Source organism: Pontibacter sp. T17, assembly GCF_057219875.1.
The window spans coordinates 866,420-887,628 of the sequence record NZ_JBXVVW010000002.1; the positions used below are offsets into that span (position 1 = coordinate 866,420).

A 21,209-nucleotide genomic window follows, 5' to 3' on the forward strand; every position below is an offset into this window, starting at 1 on the left:
CGCATGTCCTGGCAAGCCTTTCTTCTGGTAGGCGCGGGCGGAGCGCTGGGCAGCATGCTGCGGTTTGCCCTCAGCCACACCCAAGGTGAGGCAGCGGAAGGGCACTTCCCCTGGGGCACATTTGCCGCCAACGTAATCGGATGCCTGTTGCTGGGCTGGCTGGCATGGCGTGGCGGTATACCGCGTGTGCAATGGCTGCTGTTGGCTACGGGCTTCTGCGGCGGCCTCACCACGTTCTCTACGCTGTCGCTTGAGCTGGTGCAGCTTTCGCCAGCAGGCTGGGCCCGTGCGGCGGTGTATGGTGTGATCACGCTTGCCGCTGGCATTGGTGCCATCGTTGTGGGGGGTTGGCTGTCGCGCACGTTTGCATGAAAGGCTGGCTTAAACGACAGTGGCAGCGCCGTTGGGTGCGTCACACCGCGTGGTCGCTGTTGGGCCTGCTGTTGTTGCTGGGCGTACTGAACGTCGTGTTTCCCCCACCCCAGCCACCGGGCTGGTCGGTAGTAGTGGAAGCCGAAGACGGGCGCATGCTGCATGCCTTCCTCAGCCCCGATGACAAGTGGCGGATGTACACCCGGCTGGAGGAAATCAGCCCCCGCCTGCAACAGACCCTGCTGAACAAAGAAGACCGCTGGTTCTACTGGCACCCCGGCGTCAACCCGCTGGCCATAGTTCGGGCGCTGTTCAACAACCTCGTGAAAGGCCGCCGCACTTCCGGCGCTTCTACTCTCACCATGCAGGTGGTGCGGATGCTGGAACCTGCCGATCGCACCTACTGGGCCAAGCTGCGCGAAATGCTGCGTGCCATTCAGCTGGAGTTGCACTACTCAAAAGAAGAAATACTGCAACTCTACCTGAACCTGGCGCCATATGGCAGCAACGTAGAGGGCATCAAGGCCGCCTCATGGATATACTTTGGTCGCCCGCCGGAAGCCCTGAGCCTGGCACAGATCACCGTGCTGACCATCGTGCCCAACCGGCCTACTTCGCTGCGTCCCGATCAGGCTGGCGACTTGCTGCAACGCGAGCGCGACCGCTGGCTGGACCAACTGGCTATCGAGGGTATTGCCACTACCGATGAAGTGGCTGACGCCAAGGCCGAACCCATACGGGTGCAGCGCCATCTGTTGCCCAAAGATGCACCCCATCTTGCCCTGCGCTTGATAAAGGAATCAGGAAACAGCCCCCTCATTCGCTCTACTGTCTCCTATAACGTGCAGGCGCGCACACAACAGATGGTGGCCAACTACGTAGAGCGCATTCGGCACCTGGGCATCACCAACGCCGCCGTGTTGGTGGTAGACAACCGCACGCACGCAGTAAAAGCCTATGTGGGGTCGGCGGACTTTTACGATGGCCTGGCGAGCGGACAGGTAGACGGCATTCAGGCGCTGCGCAGCCCCGGATCTACTCTCAAGCCCCTGCTCTATGGCCTTGCGATGGACAGCGGCCTTGTGAGCCTGCGCACGATCGTAACCGATGTGCCCATCAACTTCTCAGGCTACTCGCCGCAGAACTACAACGAGAAGTTCAACGGGCAGGTGTCCATCCAGCAGTCGCTGGCGCTTTCGTTGAACATTCCGGCGGTAAAAGTGCTGAACGAGCTGGGCGTTCCGGCGTTCACAGGTTCGCTTGCCTCGGTTGGGTTTCGGCACATCAGCGCCAACCGCAAGAAGCTGGGGCTCTCCATGATACTGGGCGGTTGTGGTGTGCGGCTGGACGAGCTGACGGGCCTGTTCAGCACTTTCGCGAATGGGGGTATTTACATGCCACCCACTTTGCGTTCCGACATCCCTTCCGACACAACACTGCAGCATCGCCTGCTGTCAGCCGAAAGCACATACCTGATCACTCAGGTGCTGTCGGACATTGTCAGACCCGACCTCCCCAACAACTTCGAGAACAGCCTGCACCTGCCACGTGTAGCCTGGAAAACCGGTACCAGCTATGGCAGGCGCGATGCCTGGGCTATTGGCTACAATGCCCAATATACCATTGGTGTTTGGGTGGGCAATTTCGACGGCAAGGGAAGCCCTGCGCTGGCTGGCGCCGACATTGCCACTCCCCTGTTGTTCCAGCTGTTCAACATTCTGGAATACAACAGTACTGCCGCATGGTTTCAGCAGCCTTCTGGCCTTGCACCACGGCAGGTGTGTGCACAAACCGGACTTCCGCCCGACAGCTTCTGCACCGACCTTGTGCCGGAACTCTTTGTACCCGGCGTGTCGCCTGCCCGTAAATGCGACCACCTCAAACCTTACTTCGTCAGCACCGATCGCCGTTATACCTACTGCAAAGATTACCAGCCTTCCGACGCTGTACTTCAACGATACCCAAACTATCCGCCGGAGCTGATTGCCTGGTGGCGCGACAGCAATATTCCGTTTCAAGGACCACCGCCCTTCCATCCTCGCTGCCAGCAGATTACCCAAAGCGAGGGTCTGTACATTACGTCACCTACAGCAGGTGCCACTTACTACTTAGATCTGCTGGGGAAGAAGCAGTTGGGCCTCCAGGCCCACTCCCCATCCGATGCTCGGAAGCTGCATTGGTTTGTCAACGACCGCTATCTTGGCGAAAGCAAGCCAGGTGTTCCATTCTTTTTCCGGCCCGACACCGGCCAGGTGAAGGTGTCGGTCACCGACGATGTGGGCCGCACGGCAACTGTTGTGTTTCTGGCAAAACCACTCTGAAGTGCCTGGCCTTGGGGCACATTGCGTAACTTGCCGCCCTCATGAGCACGCCTAGAATCCTTATTGCCAACGACGACGGCATCACTGCCCCCGGTATACAGGCACTTGTTAATGCAGTACGCGACCTGGGTCACCTGATGGTGGTAGCACCAGACAGCCCACAGAGTGGCATGGGCCACGCCATCAGTATTGCCAAGCCTCTGCGCCTCACCCGCAGCCAGCAGTTTGGCCCCGATATCGAAGCATGGGCCTGCAACGGCACCCCCGTAGACTGCGTAAAACTGGCCCGCGCCGAACTCCTGAAAGCCGCCCCAGACCTTATCCTGTCGGGCATCAACCACGGCCCCAACAACTCCATCAGCATTTTCTACAGCGGCACCATGTCGGCAGCCATGGAAGGTGCCTTCGAGCATATTCCGTCTATCGGGTTTTCGCTCTGCGATTTCAGCCACGAGGCCGACTTTACCGCCGCTGCCGTTGTGGCACGCCAAATTGTGCAGCAGGCGCTGGCCAAAGGCTTCCCCTCCAACTCTGTCCTCAACGTCAACATCCCCAAAGGGCCGCTGGAGGTCATCAAAGGCATGCGCGTAACCCGCCAGGCGATGGGCCGCTTTGTGGAGGAGTTCGACCGCCGCACCGACCCCTATGGCCGCGAATACTACTGGCTCACCGGCAAGTTCGTAACCGAGGACGTGACCGAAGACACCGACGAATGGGCCCTGCGCAACAACTATGTGAGCATCTGCCCCGCACAAACGGACATCACCGCACGGTTCGCGATGCCCGCTATTGAGGCCTGGGATCTCAACGTCCCCCGTTAAGAGGTTACTTTACAGCCTGCTGTATCTGCGCGAGCAGTTCGGCGGGCTGTATATCCATATGGCTCTCGGCCAGTACGCACTCGCCGTCTACAATCAGCAGGGCCTGCGGGCTCTCATGGTGCACGGCAAACTTCTCGGCAATGGCGTTGGAAACATCGCGATGGGCCAGGAGGTCAAGGTAGTAGCAGTCTGCTACTGCACTCAACTGGGACAATCCCTGCTCCATGCGCTTGAGTGCTACGCTGGAGATGGAACAGCGGGTGCTGTGTTTGAAAAGAATTTGAGGTCTTTCAGCTGAAGCCAGGGCAATGGCGTCCAGTTGAGCGATATCGGAGAGGGTCTGCCAGGGCATGGAATCAGAAACGATGATTTCCCACCTTGTTGGTGGCACACCGGCCGTTCATATTTTGCCGTCCGCCCGAGTTGAAGGAGTACGGTTTGTTCACCGCGCAGCCAGTAACAACTACAGCCAACAGCAATAGGGCCAGTACTATACGAATCATCTACAGTTCTGAAAAGTTCGCCACAAAATAAGCGGTTTAGCTCGAGCCAGCCACCATCTTCGGAAACGTTAAACTGGGAATGGCTGGCCAGTACCGAAGGGCAATCGCTCCTCTCGTCGCTCCATGCGGCCAATCCATCGGATGTGGCCCTGAAACTGCGGACCCGCCTGGGCCTACGGGCCGCCCTGCTGGCCACACAGTTGCAGCTGCGCCAGAAAGCCCAGCACAAACTGCCTGATTGGGTAGCCGCTGGCTGCATTTTCTTGCCTAAAGCCTACGAGCAGGCCACACGGCAGCGGGTTGCCCACGCCAAATGGCAGCAGGCACCCAGCGGCACCCATGCGCTGGACCTCACGGCAGGCATGGGCGTGGACGTGTGGCAGCTGGCCCAACGCTTTCACAAAGTGACGGCCCTGGAATGCGACCCCGGGTTGGCCGCACTTACACGCTATAACCTGCACAGACTGGGTATTGCCAACGTCGAGATTGTGGAGGCGGAAGCGGAAGCCTGGCTGAAACAGCTGCCGCCGGATGCACGCTTTGACTTCATTCACCTGGACCCCGACCGGCGGGTAGCCCCCGGACAACGCAGCCATGCCTTGGCAGACCTCAGCCCCAACATACTCACGCTGGCGCCCCATCTGCTGACGCTGGCATCCGAGGTATGGGTGAAGCTGTCGCCGATGTATGATCTGGACGAAGGTCTGCGCCAGCTGGCAGGAGCCTTCAGCGGCATCGCCGTGTCGGCTGAAGGAGAGGTGCGCGAATCGTTGTTTCGCCTCTCTGCCAATGCCCGACCACTGTCGCGAGAAGCATGGGTGATTTCAGAAAAAGGATCCCTACAGACGTATCGCAACGCAGACGACATGTCCACGGAAATAGCTGACCCTGCAGAAACCTACACTACCGTGTGGCTGCCAGACCCTGCACTGCGCAAAGCACGGCTGATGCGCGAAGCCCTTGCCATGCACCAGGTTGCTGGTGTGCCCACTGGGCCCGATGGCGTCTGGCTGCTGAAAAAGCCTGCCCCTGCCGCATTACCGGGGCGCCAACTGGAACTGCGAAACCGCATGACCACAGAGAAGAGTCTCCTGAGCTACCTGAAGCAGCAGGGTATTCAAAAAGCCAACGTACTGGTATGGGGCTTACCAGAAAAACCCGAAGCCCTTCGCAAGAAATGGAAAGTGGCCGAAGGGGGTAACGATTACCTTATTCTCAGCGCGGGCCAAAGCCGATCGTCGGCTTGCTTGCTCCATGCTCGGCGTCTTTGAGCACATCTGTGCTGGTGCGCCAGAGGTCAATCATCTGTAGCGCTGCCACAGCCGACTCTGAACCTTTATTACCGTGCTCGCCACCAGACCGCGCCAACGCCTGCTCTTCTGTATCGGGCGTAAGCACACCAAAAATGACGGGCCGCCGCGACATGAACGAGAGGTTCATCAGGCTGCTGGCCACCGCATGGCTGATGTACTCGTTGTGCTTGGTTTCGCCAGTGATGACGCAGCCAAGCGTGATAATGGCATCGAACTTGGCCTTCCCTGCCAGGTGCGCAGCCGCCTGTGGCAACTCATATGCCCCAGGCACATCAAAACGCACAATCTTGGTTACCCCGTATTGCTTCAGCGTCTGCTCACAGCCCTGATAGAGGGCATCTGTCACCTTGGAGTTGAACCGGCTGACCACTACCGCTATGAAGTCTTTGCTGTGGTCTTGCCCACCTGTGTAGGTCTGGGCACCGATAGCTTCAGCCGGATTTGCCATTTGCAGGTGCTTATTGGTTGGCCATCAGCCCTTCCAGACGGGCAATTTCGCGGTCTGCGATATAGCCTTCCTGGCTGATGGGATACTCGTTCTTGATCTTCTTCACGGCATCCAGTGCCTTGGCCAGCTTCCCAGCAGCCTCGTGGCAACGCGCAGCCGACATCAGATAATAAGGAGTGAGCGCTTCGCTTGGCTTGATGGCAGCAGCCGACTCATAGGCAGCAGCGGCTTTCTCCATGTTCTTCTGCTCCTCATAACCAAAGCCAATAGCTGCCCAGGCCTGTGCCGATACCATGTTTTCGTTTTTGTCGAAGCTCTCCAGCTGGGCTACCCCTTCTGCAAATTTACCCTGCTTCAGGTAGGCTACTCCCAGGTAATAACGGCACTGGTTGCCAGCTTTGGTTCCACTATACTCATCTACCAGCGCCTCAAGGCCCAGGTGTTGCGAAGTACCTTTGATGGCCTTGTCCATCGAGTCGGCCTCGAAGAACTGAACGGCGGTCCACATCTGCTCCTGTGCCTCGATCTCGCGCTCGGGCAGGTACATGAACTGGTAGTAACCCCAGGCAGCGGCGACCACGAGCAGCGCGATCAACACGCCCAGCAGCGGCTTCTGGTTCTTTTCAGCCATGAGGCTCAGGGTTTCCAGTACGTTGGCTTTGGGGGCTTCGGCGTTGGGTTGGGCTTCCACAGCGGGTTGCGTCTTGGGGGCTTCAGTTGCCATGCGGTGAGGTCGCGAATGCGGTATAAGGCGAGAAAATCAGGACGGCAAAATAAGTGAGTACGAAAGCAAATTCCAAGTGCCTTTCGCTGAGGCATTGCCGCCGTACCTTTGAGGCATGTCTGCTGTGCCCACTCCCGAACAGGCTCAAGCCCTCCGCATCGCCGATTTCACCTACCTCCTGCCCGACGACCGTATTGCAAAAACCGGCCTCACGCAGCGCGACGCCGCACGTCTGTTAGTCTGCCGACCTGACAGCGCGATTACAGACCACGTGTTTCACCAGCTGCCCGGCCTACTCCCTGCCCATGCCCTGCTCGTTTTCAACGACACTCGCGTGGTGCCCGCCCGATTGCAGTTTGCCAAACCCACTGGGGGCCTTATCGAAATCTTCTGCCTCTCGCCTTTGGAAGGCGATGTAGCCCTGGCAATGGCCCAGCGAACAGCCGTGCGCTGGAAATGCCTCGTGGGGGGTGCCAAAAAGTGGAAGGAAGGGCAGGTACTGACCCTGCAGGGCCCTGATATTCTGGTAGAAGCACGGCTGGACCGCACGATAGCCTTACCCGAAGGGTTCGCGATAGAGCTGTGCTGGCAGCCCGCCGAGCTGCCCTTTGCGGAGGTGCTGGAACGCGCTGGCAAAGTGCCCCTCCCACCCTATCTGAACCGTGAGGCCGATGCCGACGATCTGATACGCTATCAGACTGTCTATGCCAGCCGTGCAGGCGCCGTGGCAGCCCCCACCGCAGGGCTGCACTTTACCCCCGAACTGCTGCAAAGCCTGTTGGAGCGCGGCTTTGAGGAAGCGTTTGTAACCCTGCACGTAGGCGCTGGCACCTTCAAGCCCGTCAGCAGCGAGCAGATGGCTGGCCATGCCATGCATCAGGAGCAGATTCTTATCGCCCGACAGACGCTGGAGCAACTGACCTCACATCTGCGCGATGGCAAGCCCATCGTCCCGATTGGAACCACGGCCCTCCGCACTCTGGAAAGCCTGTACTGGTATGGCGCCGAGTTATGGCGCCATGATACTGACAGCCCCACCCTATGGGTATCACAGTGGCAACCCTACGAACGCAGCCATGATGGTCGGCCACTTCCCTCATCCGCCGACGCCCTGGCTGCCATAGTGCGGCATCTGGAAAATACAGGCCAGCAGGTATTAACTGGCCACACCGAGCTGCTCATCGCTCCTGGCTACCCACTCCATCTATGCGATGCCCTTATTACCAACTTTCACCAGCCCGAGAGCACCCTATTGCTGCTGGTGGCAGCGCTCCTGGGCCCGCGCTGGAAGGAAGTATATGCCCACGCACTGAACACAGGCTATAGATTCCTCAGTTTCGGCGACAGCTCTCTGCTGTTTCGTCATGCGAAATGAAAAACGCCTGCCACAGATTGCGGCAGGCGTTTGTATGAAATCGTGGCAGCTTACTTGCGGCTGCTGATGGCAGTGTAATCGCGGCGGGGCGAACCAGTGTAGATCTGGCGGGGACGGCCAATCGGCTCGTTATTGTCCATCATTTCCTTCCACTGGGCAATCCAGCCGGGCAGACGACCCAGCGCGAACATCACCGTGAACATGTCGGTGGGGATGCCGATAGCGCGGTAGATGATGCCCGAGTAGAAGTCTACGTTGGGGTACAGCTTGCGCTCAATGAAATAGGGATCGGTGAGGGCAGCTTCTTCCAGCTTCTTGGCGATGTCGAGCAGCGGATCATTTACGCCGAGGGCGTTGAGCACGTTGTCGCAGGCGGTCTTGATGATCTTCGCACGGGGATCGAAGTTCTTGTACACGCGGTGGCCAAAGCCCATCAGACGGAAGTTGTCGTTCTTGTCCTTGGCCTTTTCTACCCACTTGGCAGTGTTGCCACCATCGGCGTGGATGGCCTCCAGCATTTCCAATACTTCCTGGTTGGCACCACCGTGGAGCGGGCCCCAGAGGGCACAGATACCTGCGGCAATGCTGGCATAGAGGTTGGCGTGGCTGGAGCCTACAATGCGCACCGTGCTGGCCGAGCAGTTCTGCTCGTGGTCGGCATGGAGGATGAGCAGCTTGTCGAGCGCGTCGCGTACGGCAGGGTTCACTTCATACTCCTCGCTGGGCATGGCGAACATCATCTGCAGGAAGTTGCTCACGTAGTCGTGGTTGTTCTTCGGGTACACATAGGGATGACCTACGCGCTTCTTGTGAATCCACGAGATGATGGTGGGGAACTTGGCCAGCAGCCGGATGATGGTGAGCTCCACCTCTTCAAAGGGCCGGTGCGTCAGCAGCGACTCGGGGTAGAAGGCGCTCATTGAAGCCGTGAACGAGGCCAACACACCCATCGGGTGAGAAATGGTGGGCATTACCTCGAAGAACTTCTTCGACTGCTCGTGGATGAGCGTGTGGTTGGTAACGCGGTGCTCGAATGCCTTGTACTGCTCGGTGGTAGGCAACTCACCGTAGATGAGCAGATAGGCAACTTCGAGGAAGTTGGACTTTTCAGCCAGCTGCTCAATCGGATAGCCGCGGTAGTGCAGAATACCCTGTTCACCGTCGAGGAACGTAATGGCACTCTTGGTGGCACCCGTGTTCTTGTAGCCCGAGTCCAGCGTAATGTAGCCGGTCTGGTCACGCAGTTTCAGGATGTCAATTGCCTTTTCGTTCTCGCTGCCTTCTACGACGGGCAGGGTGTAGGTTTGTCCATTGAGTTTGAGTTCTGCGACTTCTGCCATGGCTTTGATAGTAAAAGTGGGAGCTTGCTTGGCGCGCCCAAAGGTAAACAATCGAGTGGAACAGGCGAGATGAAATTTGTATTACCCAGCCTGTAGTACCGCTGTTTTACAATTCGGGAGGGCCCTTTGGTTCCCCGCGCGCAACATTAACCTGCCTTAACAAGAAAGGCCCACTCCCGTGGGGGAGCAGGCCTCAACTACTTACCAGCAGTCTTCGCGGATCAGAGCTTCACGATGCGCAGGAAATCTACCTGGCCGTCGGCTGCAATCCGTATGGTATAGACACCTGAGGGCAGAGGTGCTACCGCATCGTAGAGCGGCATCACGGCTACCTGGAAGGGGCCCGTCTGTGTGAAGTACACCTTGCCATCGGCCCCCACCAGGGTCAGCGTAACCCGAGTGTTGAGGTTGAAGGCGGCATCGGTGGCTGCCAGGCTCCAGAAACTGTCGCTGATGGGGTTGGGGAACACCGTGAAGCGGCCATTCTGATTGGCCTTACCGGTAATTGCCACTTCCATTGGCGAGGTGTGGTGCATGGTACCATCAAAATCTACCTGTACCAGACGATAGTAGACGTAAGGGGCACTTGGCACGTCCGTATCCAGCCAGGTGTAGTTCTGCACGAAGTTGGTGGTGCCATGGCCAGCCACCGTTCCCAATACAGTTACATCGGTGAAGTCGGGGCTGAGCGAGCGCTGCACGATGAAATGCGAGTTGTTCAGCTCGTTGGCAGTTGTCCAGCGTACCGAAACCGTGCCTGCGCCCGTCAGTTCGGCTACAATGCTCAGGTAAGTCACCGGCAGCGGGTTGGTGCCACCAGTAGCGTTACCGAGAATGAAGTCGCTGAAAGCAGTGAAGTTGGTTGTAGACGAGATATTGCCCGTCATGCCCGAACCTACACCTCCCAGGTCTATCCAGCTGCTGCCATTTGACTTGGCAACACGCAGGTTGTTGGGGTCATTCACCCCATCATCGGCACCATAGCTGAAGCTGACAGCACCTGTTGCTATACCATCGTTAGGGGCCTGCGTAATGTTGTAGTAACGCACAGCCGATACGCGATCCAGGGTACCGGGCAGCGTGCGGGTAGCAGGCTTACCGGTGCGTACTTCAGTGGTGTAGGTGCGGCTGGTAGCGTTCGTCTGTGTCAGCGACAGTGTCAGCGGACGGTAGCTCGCTGCATCGTTACCGACAGGGAAGAACTTCACAACCGGCGTTGCCGAAGCCACAGTCTGCGTCATGGGGCCAACTACAAAACTGCTGGCGCTGCCACCGCTGAGGATAGCTGCAGCGCTGAGGATCAGACGGTGCGTAGCACTGGAGGTTACGATACCGCTGGTCATGGTCAGCTGATTGCCAACCGTAGTGCTGCCTGTACCTGTCAGGGCAATTGCACCAGATGGCTTGTTGAGCACCAGGTTGTAGAAGGTATTGCTACCCGACACATTCTGCGCGGCAGTACCGTTCAGTGTAACCGTACCGGTCCCGGCGGTATAGGTGCCTGCATTGTTCCAGTCACCAGCCACCGACATGTTGATGTTGTTGGTGTTGTTCACCGTAACACCTGCCCCGATGGCGAAACTACCATTCATGGTAAGGGCAAACGATGGGAGACTGATGCTGCCGGCGCCGGAGAAAGCCAGGTTACAGTAGGTGGTACGGCTGGCAAGGTTGCTCATAGGCAGCACATACTCAATGGTGCCGCCACCTGAAGCCACAAACGTGGTGTAACTCGCAGCCGGGAACGTGGTAGTGCGGGTTTGCAAACGGCCCGCGCCCTGAATGGTACCGAAGATGTGCCCGATGTTGGTACCGATGAACAACGTACCGGGGGTAGCGCCACCTGTCAGGGTGATGGAGTTGGCGCGACGGCCCGAGCCATTGGTATTCACACGGTGTCCTGGCAGAATCACCACCGGAAGGCCCTGCGGAATCTGGGGATTCACACTGGTGGCACCCGTCGGATCGGTCGTCCAGGTATTGGCGTCGTTCCAGTTGGCGCCCACCGCCATATTGGTGATGTTGGCTGCGCCATTGAAGGAATAAAGGGGCGTAATCGGGTTGGGGAAACGATCGCCATCACCAGCTGTGTAATCTACCGAGTTGGTGTTGGTGCCGTTACCGGGGGCCGAGTTCACGTTGCCGAAACTGATGAGCGAGATAGTAGCGCTGGAACTGGGTTCGCCAGTGGTCCATGCGCTGGGCGAGCCACTCAGGCGCGCAGCCACCAGCGTACCGGTAGTGCCCGTCATATCCGAAGCGGCGGGCGTGTAGGTGTGGCTCAGGCTGCTGAGAATGTTGCCAGTGCTGGTAACATTCCAGTAATAAGCCAACTGATACGACGTGCCGCCACCCAGTGTCAGCGGATGCTTCGAGTTGATGGGTCGAACCGTAATGGTCCCCGACGTCGAGAGGTTGGGCGTGGTGTAGGTAACAGGCGTGTACTTGCCTGCAACACCCACCGGATACACAAACGTAACGTTGGCGCCACTGTTGAACACCTTGGCAACACCAGCATCGCTGAGTGCGCCATTGGTGATGACCATGCGGGTAACAGAGCCAGCCGTAGCCGAGGCGTTTGGCCCGAAAGTCAGCAGCGTGCCGCCGATATCCAGCAGGCGTGTCGTACCAGCGGTCAGGTCCAGGGTACCAGTCAGCGTCTGGGTACCTGTCATCGTAACAATCTTGGTAGCTACAGCGCCACCAATGGTCAGGTTACTGATGGTACCATTGCTGCCACCCAGCGTGTGGGTGCTGGCAGCGCCCGCAAAACGAAGCGCCAGCGAACCATTGTAGGTGCCACTGTTGAAAATGCTGCCGTTCACATCGATAAACGTGATGGCCCCACCACTGGTTACTGTGCCCTGCGTGATCGTCAGGTTGTTGTTGATGGTGATACCACCCGCCAGTGTACCGTTGAAGGTCAGCGTACCTGCCGACTTATTGATCTCAAGGTCATACAGCGTCGCAGTAGAGCCAGTGTTATTGGTAAATGCCTGGGCGGCAGTACCATTGAAAACAGTGAGCGCAGCACCGTCAGCTTTGAACTGGCCGTTGTTGATTACATCGCCCAGAATCGTTGTGGTCAGGCTGTTGGTGCCCGAGTCGAAGATGGAGTTGGCACTGCCGGCACTGGTAGTAAGCGTCCCGCGGATGGTGAGCGGATGCACCTGTACTCGTGCAGTTACCGCATTGCCCGCGGCACCAGATACTGTCAGGTTGAACAGTGGTGTCGTAGACTCCACCAATATCGTCTGCGCGCCAGCCGTGGCAATACCCAGCTGAATGGTGCCTCCGGTAACATTACCTGTTTCGGGCAGCAGGTACAGGTCGCCGATAGAGCCGCCGCCGGCACGCTCTACAACCAGTGTACCACCGCTCATATTGAAGCTGGTACCAGTGTTGGAATAGAGCTCAAAAATACCTCGGGTATTCTGTGGATTACGACCCCGCACCGTTACCGTACCGTTCGACTGCGTGTATACCAGCGAGCCGGAGGTGATGGTCGTACTGCGTCGAATCTGGCCGTTCACGTTCAGTGCGCCACCGCTTACCGTCAGCTGCGAGTTACCGTCAGAGGTGTACTCGATATCGTTGTTGTTGTTGTTGCCAGCCACACCAACGTTTACCGTGCCATTCTGGATTTCCAGCTCACCGGCCAGCGTAACATCGTTGTTGTCGGCTGCGCTCTGTGCCAGGTTTACTGTGCCCTGCAACACGCGCAGACGGCCAGTGGTAGGAATATTGAACGTAGAGGTAGTCGAGATGGAAAGCGTGTTGTTGCGGTTCCATACCAACGTACCATTGGTCAGCGTCAGCCAGTTGTCGGCAGGCAGCGTTACAGTACCTGAAGCATCGAAAGTCAGCAGGGTTGCCTTGCTGGTGCCCTTGTTTACGGTCAGGTTGGTAAGCGTAATGGTGCCAGCACCCGTGAGCGAGGCATTATTGCCACCGCTCATTGTCAGGTTGATGTTGCCTGCACCGCCAGAGAAAGTGCCTGCTACACTCAGGTTGCCACCGACCGAAAGGTTGTGTGTACCTGCTATCGACTGGAACTGACCTGTTACTGCACCTGCACTTACGGTCACATTTCCTGCAACATTTACGGTTTGGGCTGTAGCATTGTTAAACAGAACTCGCCCGTCTTCAATCGTCATGTTACCGCCCACCGTAAGGGTACGCGAGTTGCCTCCGGTATTGAACCGAACTGTTCGGTTTGCATTATTGGTCTGGCTGAAGAGGGTAAGATTATTCAGCACAGTCAGGTCTACGTTCGGCAGGGTCATCTGCTCCGTACCGCCGGCAGCAGTGTTTCGCACCGACAGGTTCCAATAGCTTGTAGGAGCGGCGGGCAGTGTCAGAGCCGTAGCCGAACGATACTCGATGGTACCACCATTGGTGCCCAGGAAGGCGGAGAAGTCGCCAGTAGGAAAGGTCGCCGTCTGCAATCGGATGGTGCCTGTACCAGTTACGGTGCCCCAGTTACCGCCTGTAAAGGTTACGGCATTGAACGTTGCATTCGTAGCTACATCCAGCGCACCCATAGTAACGTTTGCTGTGAGCGTAACAACGTCATTACCGACAATTCGTACCACATAGCCAGTACCGGAAGGTGCCACACCACCTGCCCAGGTAGCATTCGTGTTGAAGTTACCACCGCCGGTGCCGTTGGAAGTAAACACCGTGGGCGAGGTAAACCCTGCACTACCTACGGTGTAATCACCATCGATAAAATCCTGCGTCAGCGTATTCCAGTTGGCGCCCGTCCGGAAGCTGCTGTTGTTGGGCGGGTTGGGGTTTACCACCGTAGTAGCGCCGGCATTGAAGGTGCCAGTACTGGTAGTCCAGCTGGAAGATGCCGCGTCATAACGCGCCACACGATAGTTCGCGGTTGCACCCTGCCGGTCTCCCGCGATATACGTGTACGTCTTGTGCGTGGCCGACAGTGTACCCGTCCAGCCAGCAGATGTTACACGCCAGTAGTACAGCAGTGCATTGCCCGTGGCGGTTAGGTTGGGGTGTGCGCTGTTTACCGGACGAACCGTGACAGTGCCATAGGTGCCCGTAGTGGTTGCGTTCAGCGTGGTGGGGGTGTACTTGCCACCGGAACCTACCGGGAACAGTACATCGCCGCTGGCTGCCGTAAAGGTGCGCGTAAGACCGCCGTTAGAGCTCTGGCCTGCCGTCTGGATGTGACGGGTAGCCGAGTAACCGGGTGAAGAAATCGCCGCTGTACTGCCCAGTGTCAGGTTGTAGCTGGCGAGGTCCAGAATCTTGTTGGCGGTAAGCGTAAGCGTACCATTCACCCGCTGGTTGGCCAGCAGCGAAATAGGTGCTGTCGCAGCGTTGGTGTTGTTTAGCTCCAGGTTCTGGAACACACCACTGCCGCTGCCGCCAATGGTCTGCACGGCCGCAGCTGTCTGCATCAGAATCTTACCACTGCCGGTATGTGTACCGGAGTTGACGATGTTGCCTGTTACGGTTACAGTCTTGCTGTTATCGTTCAGCGTGCCGCTCGTGATGGTAAGACCACCAGTGGTAACCGTACCCGCACCATTGAGGGTAAGTGTGCCGCTGGTTTTGTTCACCACCAACGAGCCCAATGTCAGGTTGGGTACGTTGTTAAACGACTGCGCACCAGTACCATTGAAAGTAGTGGCGGCACCGGGTACGTTATAGGTAGCATTGGTATTTACCAGCAGATCGCCGCCGACAGTGAGGCCAACCGTATTGGTGTTGCCATCCCAGGTAGTAAAGCCGTTCAGCGTAACATTGCCAATACTGCGCACATCAGTTGGCCCGCCTACAGCACGACCACGCACAGTAATATTTCCTGCACCGCTGGTATTGGTGACATTAATACGGGGCAGCGGTGAAGTGGAGTTGATGGTAAATGCAGCAGTAGCATCTGGGTAGGAGATATTGATTACACCGCCAGTTACATTGAAGTTGCCCGCGCGTGCCCGGATATCTATCCCATCGGTTGTTGCAGCTGTTGGAATGCTGCCAACAAAATTCATGGTGCCACCCGTCATGGTAAAGCTGTTGTTGGCAGATGCCATATCAAACAGCGGATATCCTGGCCAGGCACCAGGAGTAACACCAGAGCCCAGGATATTCATGGTACCGCCCGATATGGTGACGAAGGCAAACAAACCAACGGCAGAGCCACCTAACTGTGAAATATCCAGCTGCCCACCGGAAAGTTGTATTGCTGGGCCTGCGGAGTTACCATACAGGATACCCCCGGAAGCACCCGTGGAGAACAGCCCAGCTGTAATCCTGAGCGTACCCACCAGATAGGTTGCGGTAGCAGCTCGGTTGTTGTTGGGGCCGGCAAATTTGGTAACAACTACTCTTGCAGAGTCTACCCACAACTGTACGGGCACACCAATCTGAAGTGCCTGGCCACCCTCGGTGAGCGATTGGATACTGATGTTGTTGCCAAGCCGGAAAGTACCAGCCTCCAGATACAGCGCCTTGGTGGTATCTGCCGGAGGAGTATAGCCACCTGGGCCCTGTATGTTGGGCGCATACAGTCGGAAGTGAGTGGTGTCGGTGCTGAGCACACGCAGCGTGTAGGTCTGGTCGGTGCCCTTCCGCACGCGCAGACGATAGAAGTCGGTAGTGCCTGCACAGAACAGCGTTGCGTTATTGGCACCCGTAAACTTCACGTCTACCGTAGCACCATACCAAGCGCGCTGAAAGGGCGTATTGGCATACGTACCATTGTAGTAGTTGGCAGTGGTCAGGTCGGGCCCCTGGCCTACAGTCGTATTGAAGAATCGGGCGGTGCCTCCCCGGTTGTAGAAGTTGCCATTCAGTACCAGCTGGTGGCCACCGTTCGCTTGTGTAGCGCCTGCCGGAACCCCAGTGCCTACCGTGATGAGCCCACCCTGCTCCAGCGCCAGATCGCCCGTCACTCGGATGATGCGGCGCACTGTACTGGCATCGTTGATCTGCCAGGTAACTGTACCGGCCCCACCATTGCGACGAACGATCGTCAAATCGCCGTTGATGGTCCAGTCGCTAACCAGCGTATACGTGTAGTTGGTAGCCGAACCGTCTTCTTTCACCAGTTCAACGTTATTGAATATGGTCTGGCTGGTCGGCAGGTTGCCGGTAAAATTGTAGAACACAACCTTGCCACCTGTGGTTGCGGCAAAGCTGGTATAGGTTGCTGTCGGCAGGTTCCCCGAGTTGGTCCGGAGCGTACCCTGTCCTTCTACATTCCCGAAATTGTGTCCTGTAGTGGTTCCGAGGTCCAGCACACCGTCCTGTTCCAGTTGCAGATTGGCAATGGAGACGTTGCTGACGTTCATGGTTACAGTCTGTCCGTTCAGAATGACGGCCTTGTCGCCATTGGCAGGGCCATTTGTTGGCGAGTTGATGAGCGTAGAGCCAGAAGGATCTACCGTCCAGGTATCTGGGTCGGTCCAGTTGCCGGAAGTGTAGGAATAGTAGGTAATCGGATAGGCTACCGGCGTACCCAGAGTGTAGATATCGGTGTCAGACACCAGGCTGGCAGCGCTGGCCGTAAAGGTGTTCGCGCCGGTAGTGCCCGCCAGGGACGTCCACGTGCCGCCGCTTGTAGTACGGCTCCAAACTGTGTTATAGGTTGCGGCGTTGTCGCCGGAGAAAACGTCGTTGTTAACGTAATTGAAGGTAATAGGGGCAGTTCCAGTCGTGATGTTGCTGGTAGTGATGCGGAAGTAACGCGCGATCTTGCCCGTGTAAACGGTCTCCACCGTCTGCTTCACCGACAGCGTACAGACAGCAGCAGAACCACCCGTTACAGTACCTACTGTCACGGGCGCGTATGCGTTATAGTTGACTGTGGTACCTACCGGAAAGGTGTAGGCAACGCCTGCGGCGTTAGTGCCAATCCTTGCAATGGTACCGCCAGTGGCAGTGGTTGCATCGGGCACAATCATACGGGTAGCACTGAATGCTCCTGCACCCGGACTGATCGCTGCCGCATTGGCACTCATGAATACATTCGCAGAAGCTGCAATGTTCAGATAGCCGTCTGATTGCAGTGTCAGCTGGTTGTCGATAATGATGTTTCCACCAGTAACCGTAAGGTTGCGGCCCGACTTATTGATCGTGACGTTTCGGAACGCGGGTGTACCCGCACTTACCGTAATGGTTTGGTCGGCCGTCGTACTGTTGAATACAAAATTCACGAAGTTGTTGGCTGACATGGCCGTACTGAACGTGCCCGAGTTGAAATTGACATTCCCCCCAATAGTGATGGTGCCTGCACCATTAGCGCCATTGTAGGTAAATGCAGTTCCTGTCTGGTTGAAGTTCAGGTTACCAGAGATGGTAAGGTTGTTGGTATTGGCAGATGTCCACTGCAGCACGCCAGTACCCTGAATCGTCAGCGAGCCGATGGTGGCTGTCAGCGCGCCCGGCATCTGAACGGTGTGTCCGGTCAGGATGGTCACCGCCGGATTTGCTACCGACAACAGCCCACCTGGATAATCGCCTATAGTGGTGGCATTTACCCACCCTGCGCCATTCCATCGCTGCCATGTAGTGGTACCTGTCCATGACAATGGGCCAGCTTGTCGCGACCGGTAGTCACCCGTCGTTTGGGCCCATGTTCCATGACCTGTCAGGAGGCACAATACCAACAACATGGTGCCCACCCAAGCTGTTGTTCCTCTAATCCGATTCATTGCTTTGTAGAAAGTAGTTGTCGCCGCTTCTCTACAAAGGCATTGCCAAGAATCAGTATAAATGAGAAAAATGGACGAGCACGGGAATCTGACTGTCGAAATCGCTGTTTCTCTGTTTGGAAAAGCGTGAATACTGAAAAGAAGGTACACTCATCGCCAGTCTACAGCCGTCCTAAAGTGGGAAAAAAGAGACATAGCTCTCTCAAAAATGCCCTCAGTGACAGCGCCAGCAAGGATTTATCAAGGATTCACCTACTATTAATCACTGAGTTAAAACTAACTATTTTGCAGGATGAGTCCCCGCGTTAACACTTATCATCTTCCTTAAAAACTGAAATCTCCGAGCATTTTAGCATTCCACTACCAGCGGCTCGTTGAGTTTGTGTAATACCTATTCCCAATTCAAGAAACCCAACCAGCATTATATATTATAATTGATTCATCTATCCAGAATAGGCCAATTATAATCACTTACCTATGCAAAACTTGGAGAATATATTGCCCAGAATTTCGTCGTTGGTGATTTCTCCGGTGATCTCGCCCAGATAAAGCAAGGCATGGCGGATGTCCATCGCCAGCAGGTCGCCTGGGCGGCCAGCCCGCAAGCCCTCACGCACAGCCTCCAGACTGCCCTTGGCCCGCTCCAGCGCATGCAGGTGTCTCTGATTGCTCACCAAAGTGTCACCACCAGCCAACTCGCCAGCCAGTGCCGACAGCCGATGGGTGAGCACCTCAAGACCCACTCCCCCTTTGGCTGACAGACCAATATGCCCACTCGGCAGAAGCGCATCAGGCCGGGTATCCAGCTTGTTGGCTACAAACAACAGGTGCGCACCCTCACTCAGCGGCAGCTCGCGGGCATAGGCTTCCGCATCCTCGGGTGTACTCATACCAATGTCATACAACAGCACCACTACCATTGCTTCCTGCACCTTGGCAAGCGTACGGGCAACCCCTTCGGCCTCTACCGCATCCCCTGTCTCGCGGATACCGGCAGTGTCCATCAGCCGAAACTCAAAGCCGCCTATATATAAGGTATCCTCGATGACGTCGCGGGTGGTACCGGGTATGTCCGACACAATAGCCCGGTTCTCCTGCAACAGCAGGTTCAGCAGGGTAGACTTACCCGCATTGGGCCGCCCCACAATCACGGTCGGCAGGCCCTGCTTTACGGCATTGCCCGCAGCAAAACTCTCGATAAGGCCCCTTAGCGCAAAGATGGCCTCCGCCGCAGCGGCATCAAGTGCCCCGCGGTCCGCAAACTCCACGTCCTCTTCCACAAAGTCCAGCTCCAGCTCCACCAGTGAGGCAAACTGCACCAGCCGCTCGCGTATGCTGCGCAGGTGGGCACTGTAGCCACCACGCAGCTGCCGCATGGCCAGTTGTTGGCTTTGGGCCGAGCGCGCCGCAATGAGGTCGGCCACCGCCTCGGCCTGCGACAGGTCCATCCCTCCCGCCATGAACGCCCGCAGCGTAAACTCACCAGGGGCCGCCGGGCGAGCACCGTTGGCGGTCAGCAGCGACAGCACCCGGTGCAGGATATACGAACTGCCGTGGCATGACAGCTCTACAATATCCTCGCGGGTATAGCTGCGGGGCGCGCGAAACAGCGACAGCACGGCTTCGTCCAACACCGTCCCGGAGGGTTCGCGCAGGCGGGCAAAGTGCAGGGTATGGCTGGGCAGTTCGGCCAGCTTGAGGGCGGGCACCAGCGGCTGCACCACCTCCAGCGCACGGCTGCCACTCACACGGATAACGCCCAGCGCACCACTACCCGGCGGAGTAGCAATGGCGGCAATGGTGTCGGAAAGATCGGGAATCAGGGCCACGGCGCAAAGGTAGCGCATTGGCAGCGCCCCATGGTGGAATGGCCTGTGGCACGCGGCCTTTCCGTATGTTTGCACCGCTGGGTGATGCGCATGGGCCTGCCTGTGCCGTCTGAAAAGGGAATCCGGTGAGAATCCGGAGCAGTACCCGCTGCAGTAAGTGCCTTCTCTGTCACAGGAGAGGTGGAGCACAACCGCCACTGCGAGTAATCGCGGGAAGGCGTGCCCCACAGCAAGGCCGAGCCTGAAGACCTGCCCTGCACCAACCGGTAATCCTGCCGCTTTCGGGACCAAAAGCGAACCGCCCATGTCTATCGTCTCCTGGCGCGCCGTGCGTGCCGCCCTACTTTCCCTTACCCTGCTGGCCGCTGCCTGCACACAACAGCCGCGCATTCAGCATCCGACGCAGGCTGCTGCCGCCCTGCCAGACTCCTTCACCGTCAGCCATGCCAAAGGCTTCCGGATGGAAATGCCTGCACCGGGTGTGCTGCTGCTGCACATCCTGCGGCCTGCACAGGACACCCAGGACTCCCTTACGTTTGTGCTTACCCGCGCTGGCGTAACCGTACCCCCAGCTTACACCGGCCTGCCACAGGTGCAGGTGCCCGTGCAGCGCCTCGCACTGTCTGGGGCCTCGCAGGCAGCGATGGCCGCCGAACTGGGGGCTGTCTCAGAAATCGTGGGGCTCTCGGGCGCACAGTATGCCTATCACCCCGCTGTAAAACAGGCACTGGCGGAAAAGCGCATACAGGACCTGGGCCAGGAAGGCCTGAACCCCGAAACCCTGTTGGCCCTGAAAACCCAGGCCGTGGTAACCACTGCCGCCATTGCGGGCAGCGGCACCAGTGTACGTGCCGTAAGTGCCACCGGGCTGCCCCTTATCCCCATGGCCGACTGGCTGGAAGAAACGCCGCTGGGCCGCGCTGAATGGATCAAACTCATGGGCGCGCTCACGGGTAACAGCGCCAAAGCCGCGGCGTTATTCCGCCAGACTCAAACCCGCTATGACTCCCTCAAAGCCCTGGCCCGTGGCGTGCAGCACCGCCCCATTCTGCTGGTAGGATTGCCCTACAAGGATGTATGGTATGTGCCCGGTGGCAACAGCTACATGGCGCATTTCTTCATGGATGCTGGCGCCACTTACCCCTGGGCGGGCCAGCGCGAAACCGGCGGCCTGCCCCTGAGCCTCGAAGCCATTCTGCCTATTGCTCAGAAAGCCGAATTCTGGTTCAACCCCGGCCAGTACAAACTGACGCGCCTCGACGAGCTCCGCGCCCTCGATCCCCGCTTTGCATCGTTCCCCTCGCTGCGCCCCGGCAAAGTATGGATCTACAACCGCCGCCTGCTGCCCGACCTCACCAATGACTTCTGGGAACGCGGCCTCCTCTACCCCGACCGCGTGCTGGCCGACCTTCTCTTCATCCTGCACCCCGAGCTGCTGCCAGGCTATCAGCTGGAATTCTACCTCCCTCTTTCCTGACG

General features: G+C 57.7%; 12 protein-coding genes and 1 riboswitch. Of the genes, 6 read left to right on the forward strand and 6 right to left on the reverse strand.

Annotated elements, in window-relative coordinates; translation table 11 throughout:
- Nucleotides 1-3: 3 nt before the first annotated feature.
- From AC2D8O_RS11740 to surE, 3 genes are read left to right on the forward strand one after another with little or no spacing between them, the layout of a single operon-like run.
- Nucleotides 4-372 carry a fluoride efflux transporter FluC gene (locus AC2D8O_RS11740; protein WP_484679015.1) on the forward strand — a complete coding sequence of 123 codons (369 nt, stop codon included), beginning with the start codon at nt 4-6 and terminating at the stop codon, nt 370-372.
- Nucleotides 369-2,693: a penicillin-binding protein 1C gene (gene pbpC, locus AC2D8O_RS11745; RefSeq protein WP_484679016.1), complete on the forward strand. Its 2,325-nt coding sequence runs from the start codon at nt 369-371 to the stop codon at nt 2,691-2,693. The genes AC2D8O_RS11740 and pbpC overlap by 4 nt, the downstream gene beginning before the upstream one ends.
- 41 nt (nt 2,694-2,734) lie before the next feature.
- A complete protein-coding gene (gene surE, locus AC2D8O_RS11750; RefSeq protein ID WP_484679017.1) occupies nt 2,735-3,514 on the forward strand; it encodes a 5'/3'-nucleotidase SurE in 780 nt (259 codons plus the stop codon).
- A gap of 4 nt (nt 3,515-3,518) precedes the next feature.
- Here surE and ytxJ read toward each other — a convergent pair whose 3' ends face one another.
- Complete coding sequence (gene ytxJ, locus AC2D8O_RS11755; RefSeq protein ID WP_484679018.1) at nt 3,519-3,866, reverse strand: bacillithiol system redox-active protein YtxJ; 348 nt, start codon at nt 3,864-3,866, stop codon at nt 3,519-3,521.
- 294 nt (nt 3,867-4,160) lie between these two features.
- Between ytxJ and AC2D8O_RS11760 the strand changes: the two genes are divergently transcribed.
- Nucleotides 4,161-5,288, forward strand: coding sequence for a THUMP-like domain-containing protein (locus AC2D8O_RS11760; protein ID WP_484679019.1), 1,128 nt, complete (start codon nt 4,161-4,163; stop codon nt 5,286-5,288).
- On the opposite strand, the gene ribH is transcribed toward AC2D8O_RS11760, so the two are convergent.
- Together ribH and AC2D8O_RS11770 are read right to left on the reverse strand one after the other, a co-directional pair.
- Nucleotides 5,233-5,778 (reverse strand): 6,7-dimethyl-8-ribityllumazine synthase, encoded by a 546-nt coding sequence (gene ribH, locus AC2D8O_RS11765; protein WP_484679020.1) that lies wholly within the window; start codon nt 5,776-5,778, stop codon nt 5,233-5,235. The two genes, AC2D8O_RS11760 and ribH, sit on opposite strands and share 56 nt — an antisense overlap.
- A 10-nt stretch (nt 5,779-5,788) precedes the next feature.
- A complete protein-coding gene (locus AC2D8O_RS11770) occupies nt 5,789-6,502 on the reverse strand; it encodes a tetratricopeptide repeat protein (protein WP_484679021.1) in 714 nt (237 codons plus the stop codon).
- A 115-nt stretch (nt 6,503-6,617) separates the two neighbouring features.
- On the opposite strand from AC2D8O_RS11770, the gene AC2D8O_RS11775 reads away from it, so the two are divergent.
- A complete protein-coding gene (locus AC2D8O_RS11775) occupies nt 6,618-7,877 on the forward strand; it encodes an S-adenosylmethionine:tRNA ribosyltransferase-isomerase (protein ID WP_484679022.1) in 1,260 nt (419 codons plus the stop codon).
- A 50-nt stretch (nt 7,878-7,927) separates the two neighbouring features.
- Here AC2D8O_RS11775 and AC2D8O_RS11780 read toward each other — a convergent pair whose 3' ends face one another.
- The 3 genes from AC2D8O_RS11780 to mnmE form a co-directional block, all read right to left on the reverse strand.
- Complete coding sequence (locus AC2D8O_RS11780) at nt 7,928-9,217, reverse strand: citrate synthase (protein ID WP_484679023.1); 1,290 nt, start codon at nt 9,215-9,217, stop codon at nt 7,928-7,930.
- A 221-nt stretch (nt 9,218-9,438) separates the two neighbouring features.
- Nucleotides 9,439-17,862 carry a hypothetical protein gene (locus AC2D8O_RS11785; protein ID WP_484679024.1) on the reverse strand — a complete coding sequence of 2,808 codons (8,424 nt, stop codon included), beginning with the start codon at nt 17,860-17,862 and terminating at the stop codon, nt 9,439-9,441.
- Nucleotides 17,863-18,368: 506 nt separating this feature from the next.
- A complete protein-coding gene (gene mnmE / locus AC2D8O_RS11790; RefSeq protein WP_484679025.1) occupies nt 18,369-19,730 on the reverse strand; it encodes a tRNA uridine-5-carboxymethylaminomethyl(34) synthesis GTPase MnmE in 1,362 nt (453 codons plus the stop codon).
- 62 nt (nt 19,731-19,792) lie between these two features.
- Nucleotides 19,793-20,001, forward strand: a riboswitch (cobalamin riboswitch).
- A 33-nt stretch (nt 20,002-20,034) separates the two neighbouring features.
- On the opposite strand from mnmE, the gene AC2D8O_RS11795 reads away from it, so the two are divergent.
- On the forward strand, nt 20,035-21,207 hold the full coding sequence (locus AC2D8O_RS11795; protein WP_484679026.1) for an ABC transporter substrate-binding protein: 1,173 nt from the start codon (nt 20,035-20,037) through the stop codon (nt 21,205-21,207).
- Nucleotides 21,208-21,209: the final 2 nt, after the last annotated feature.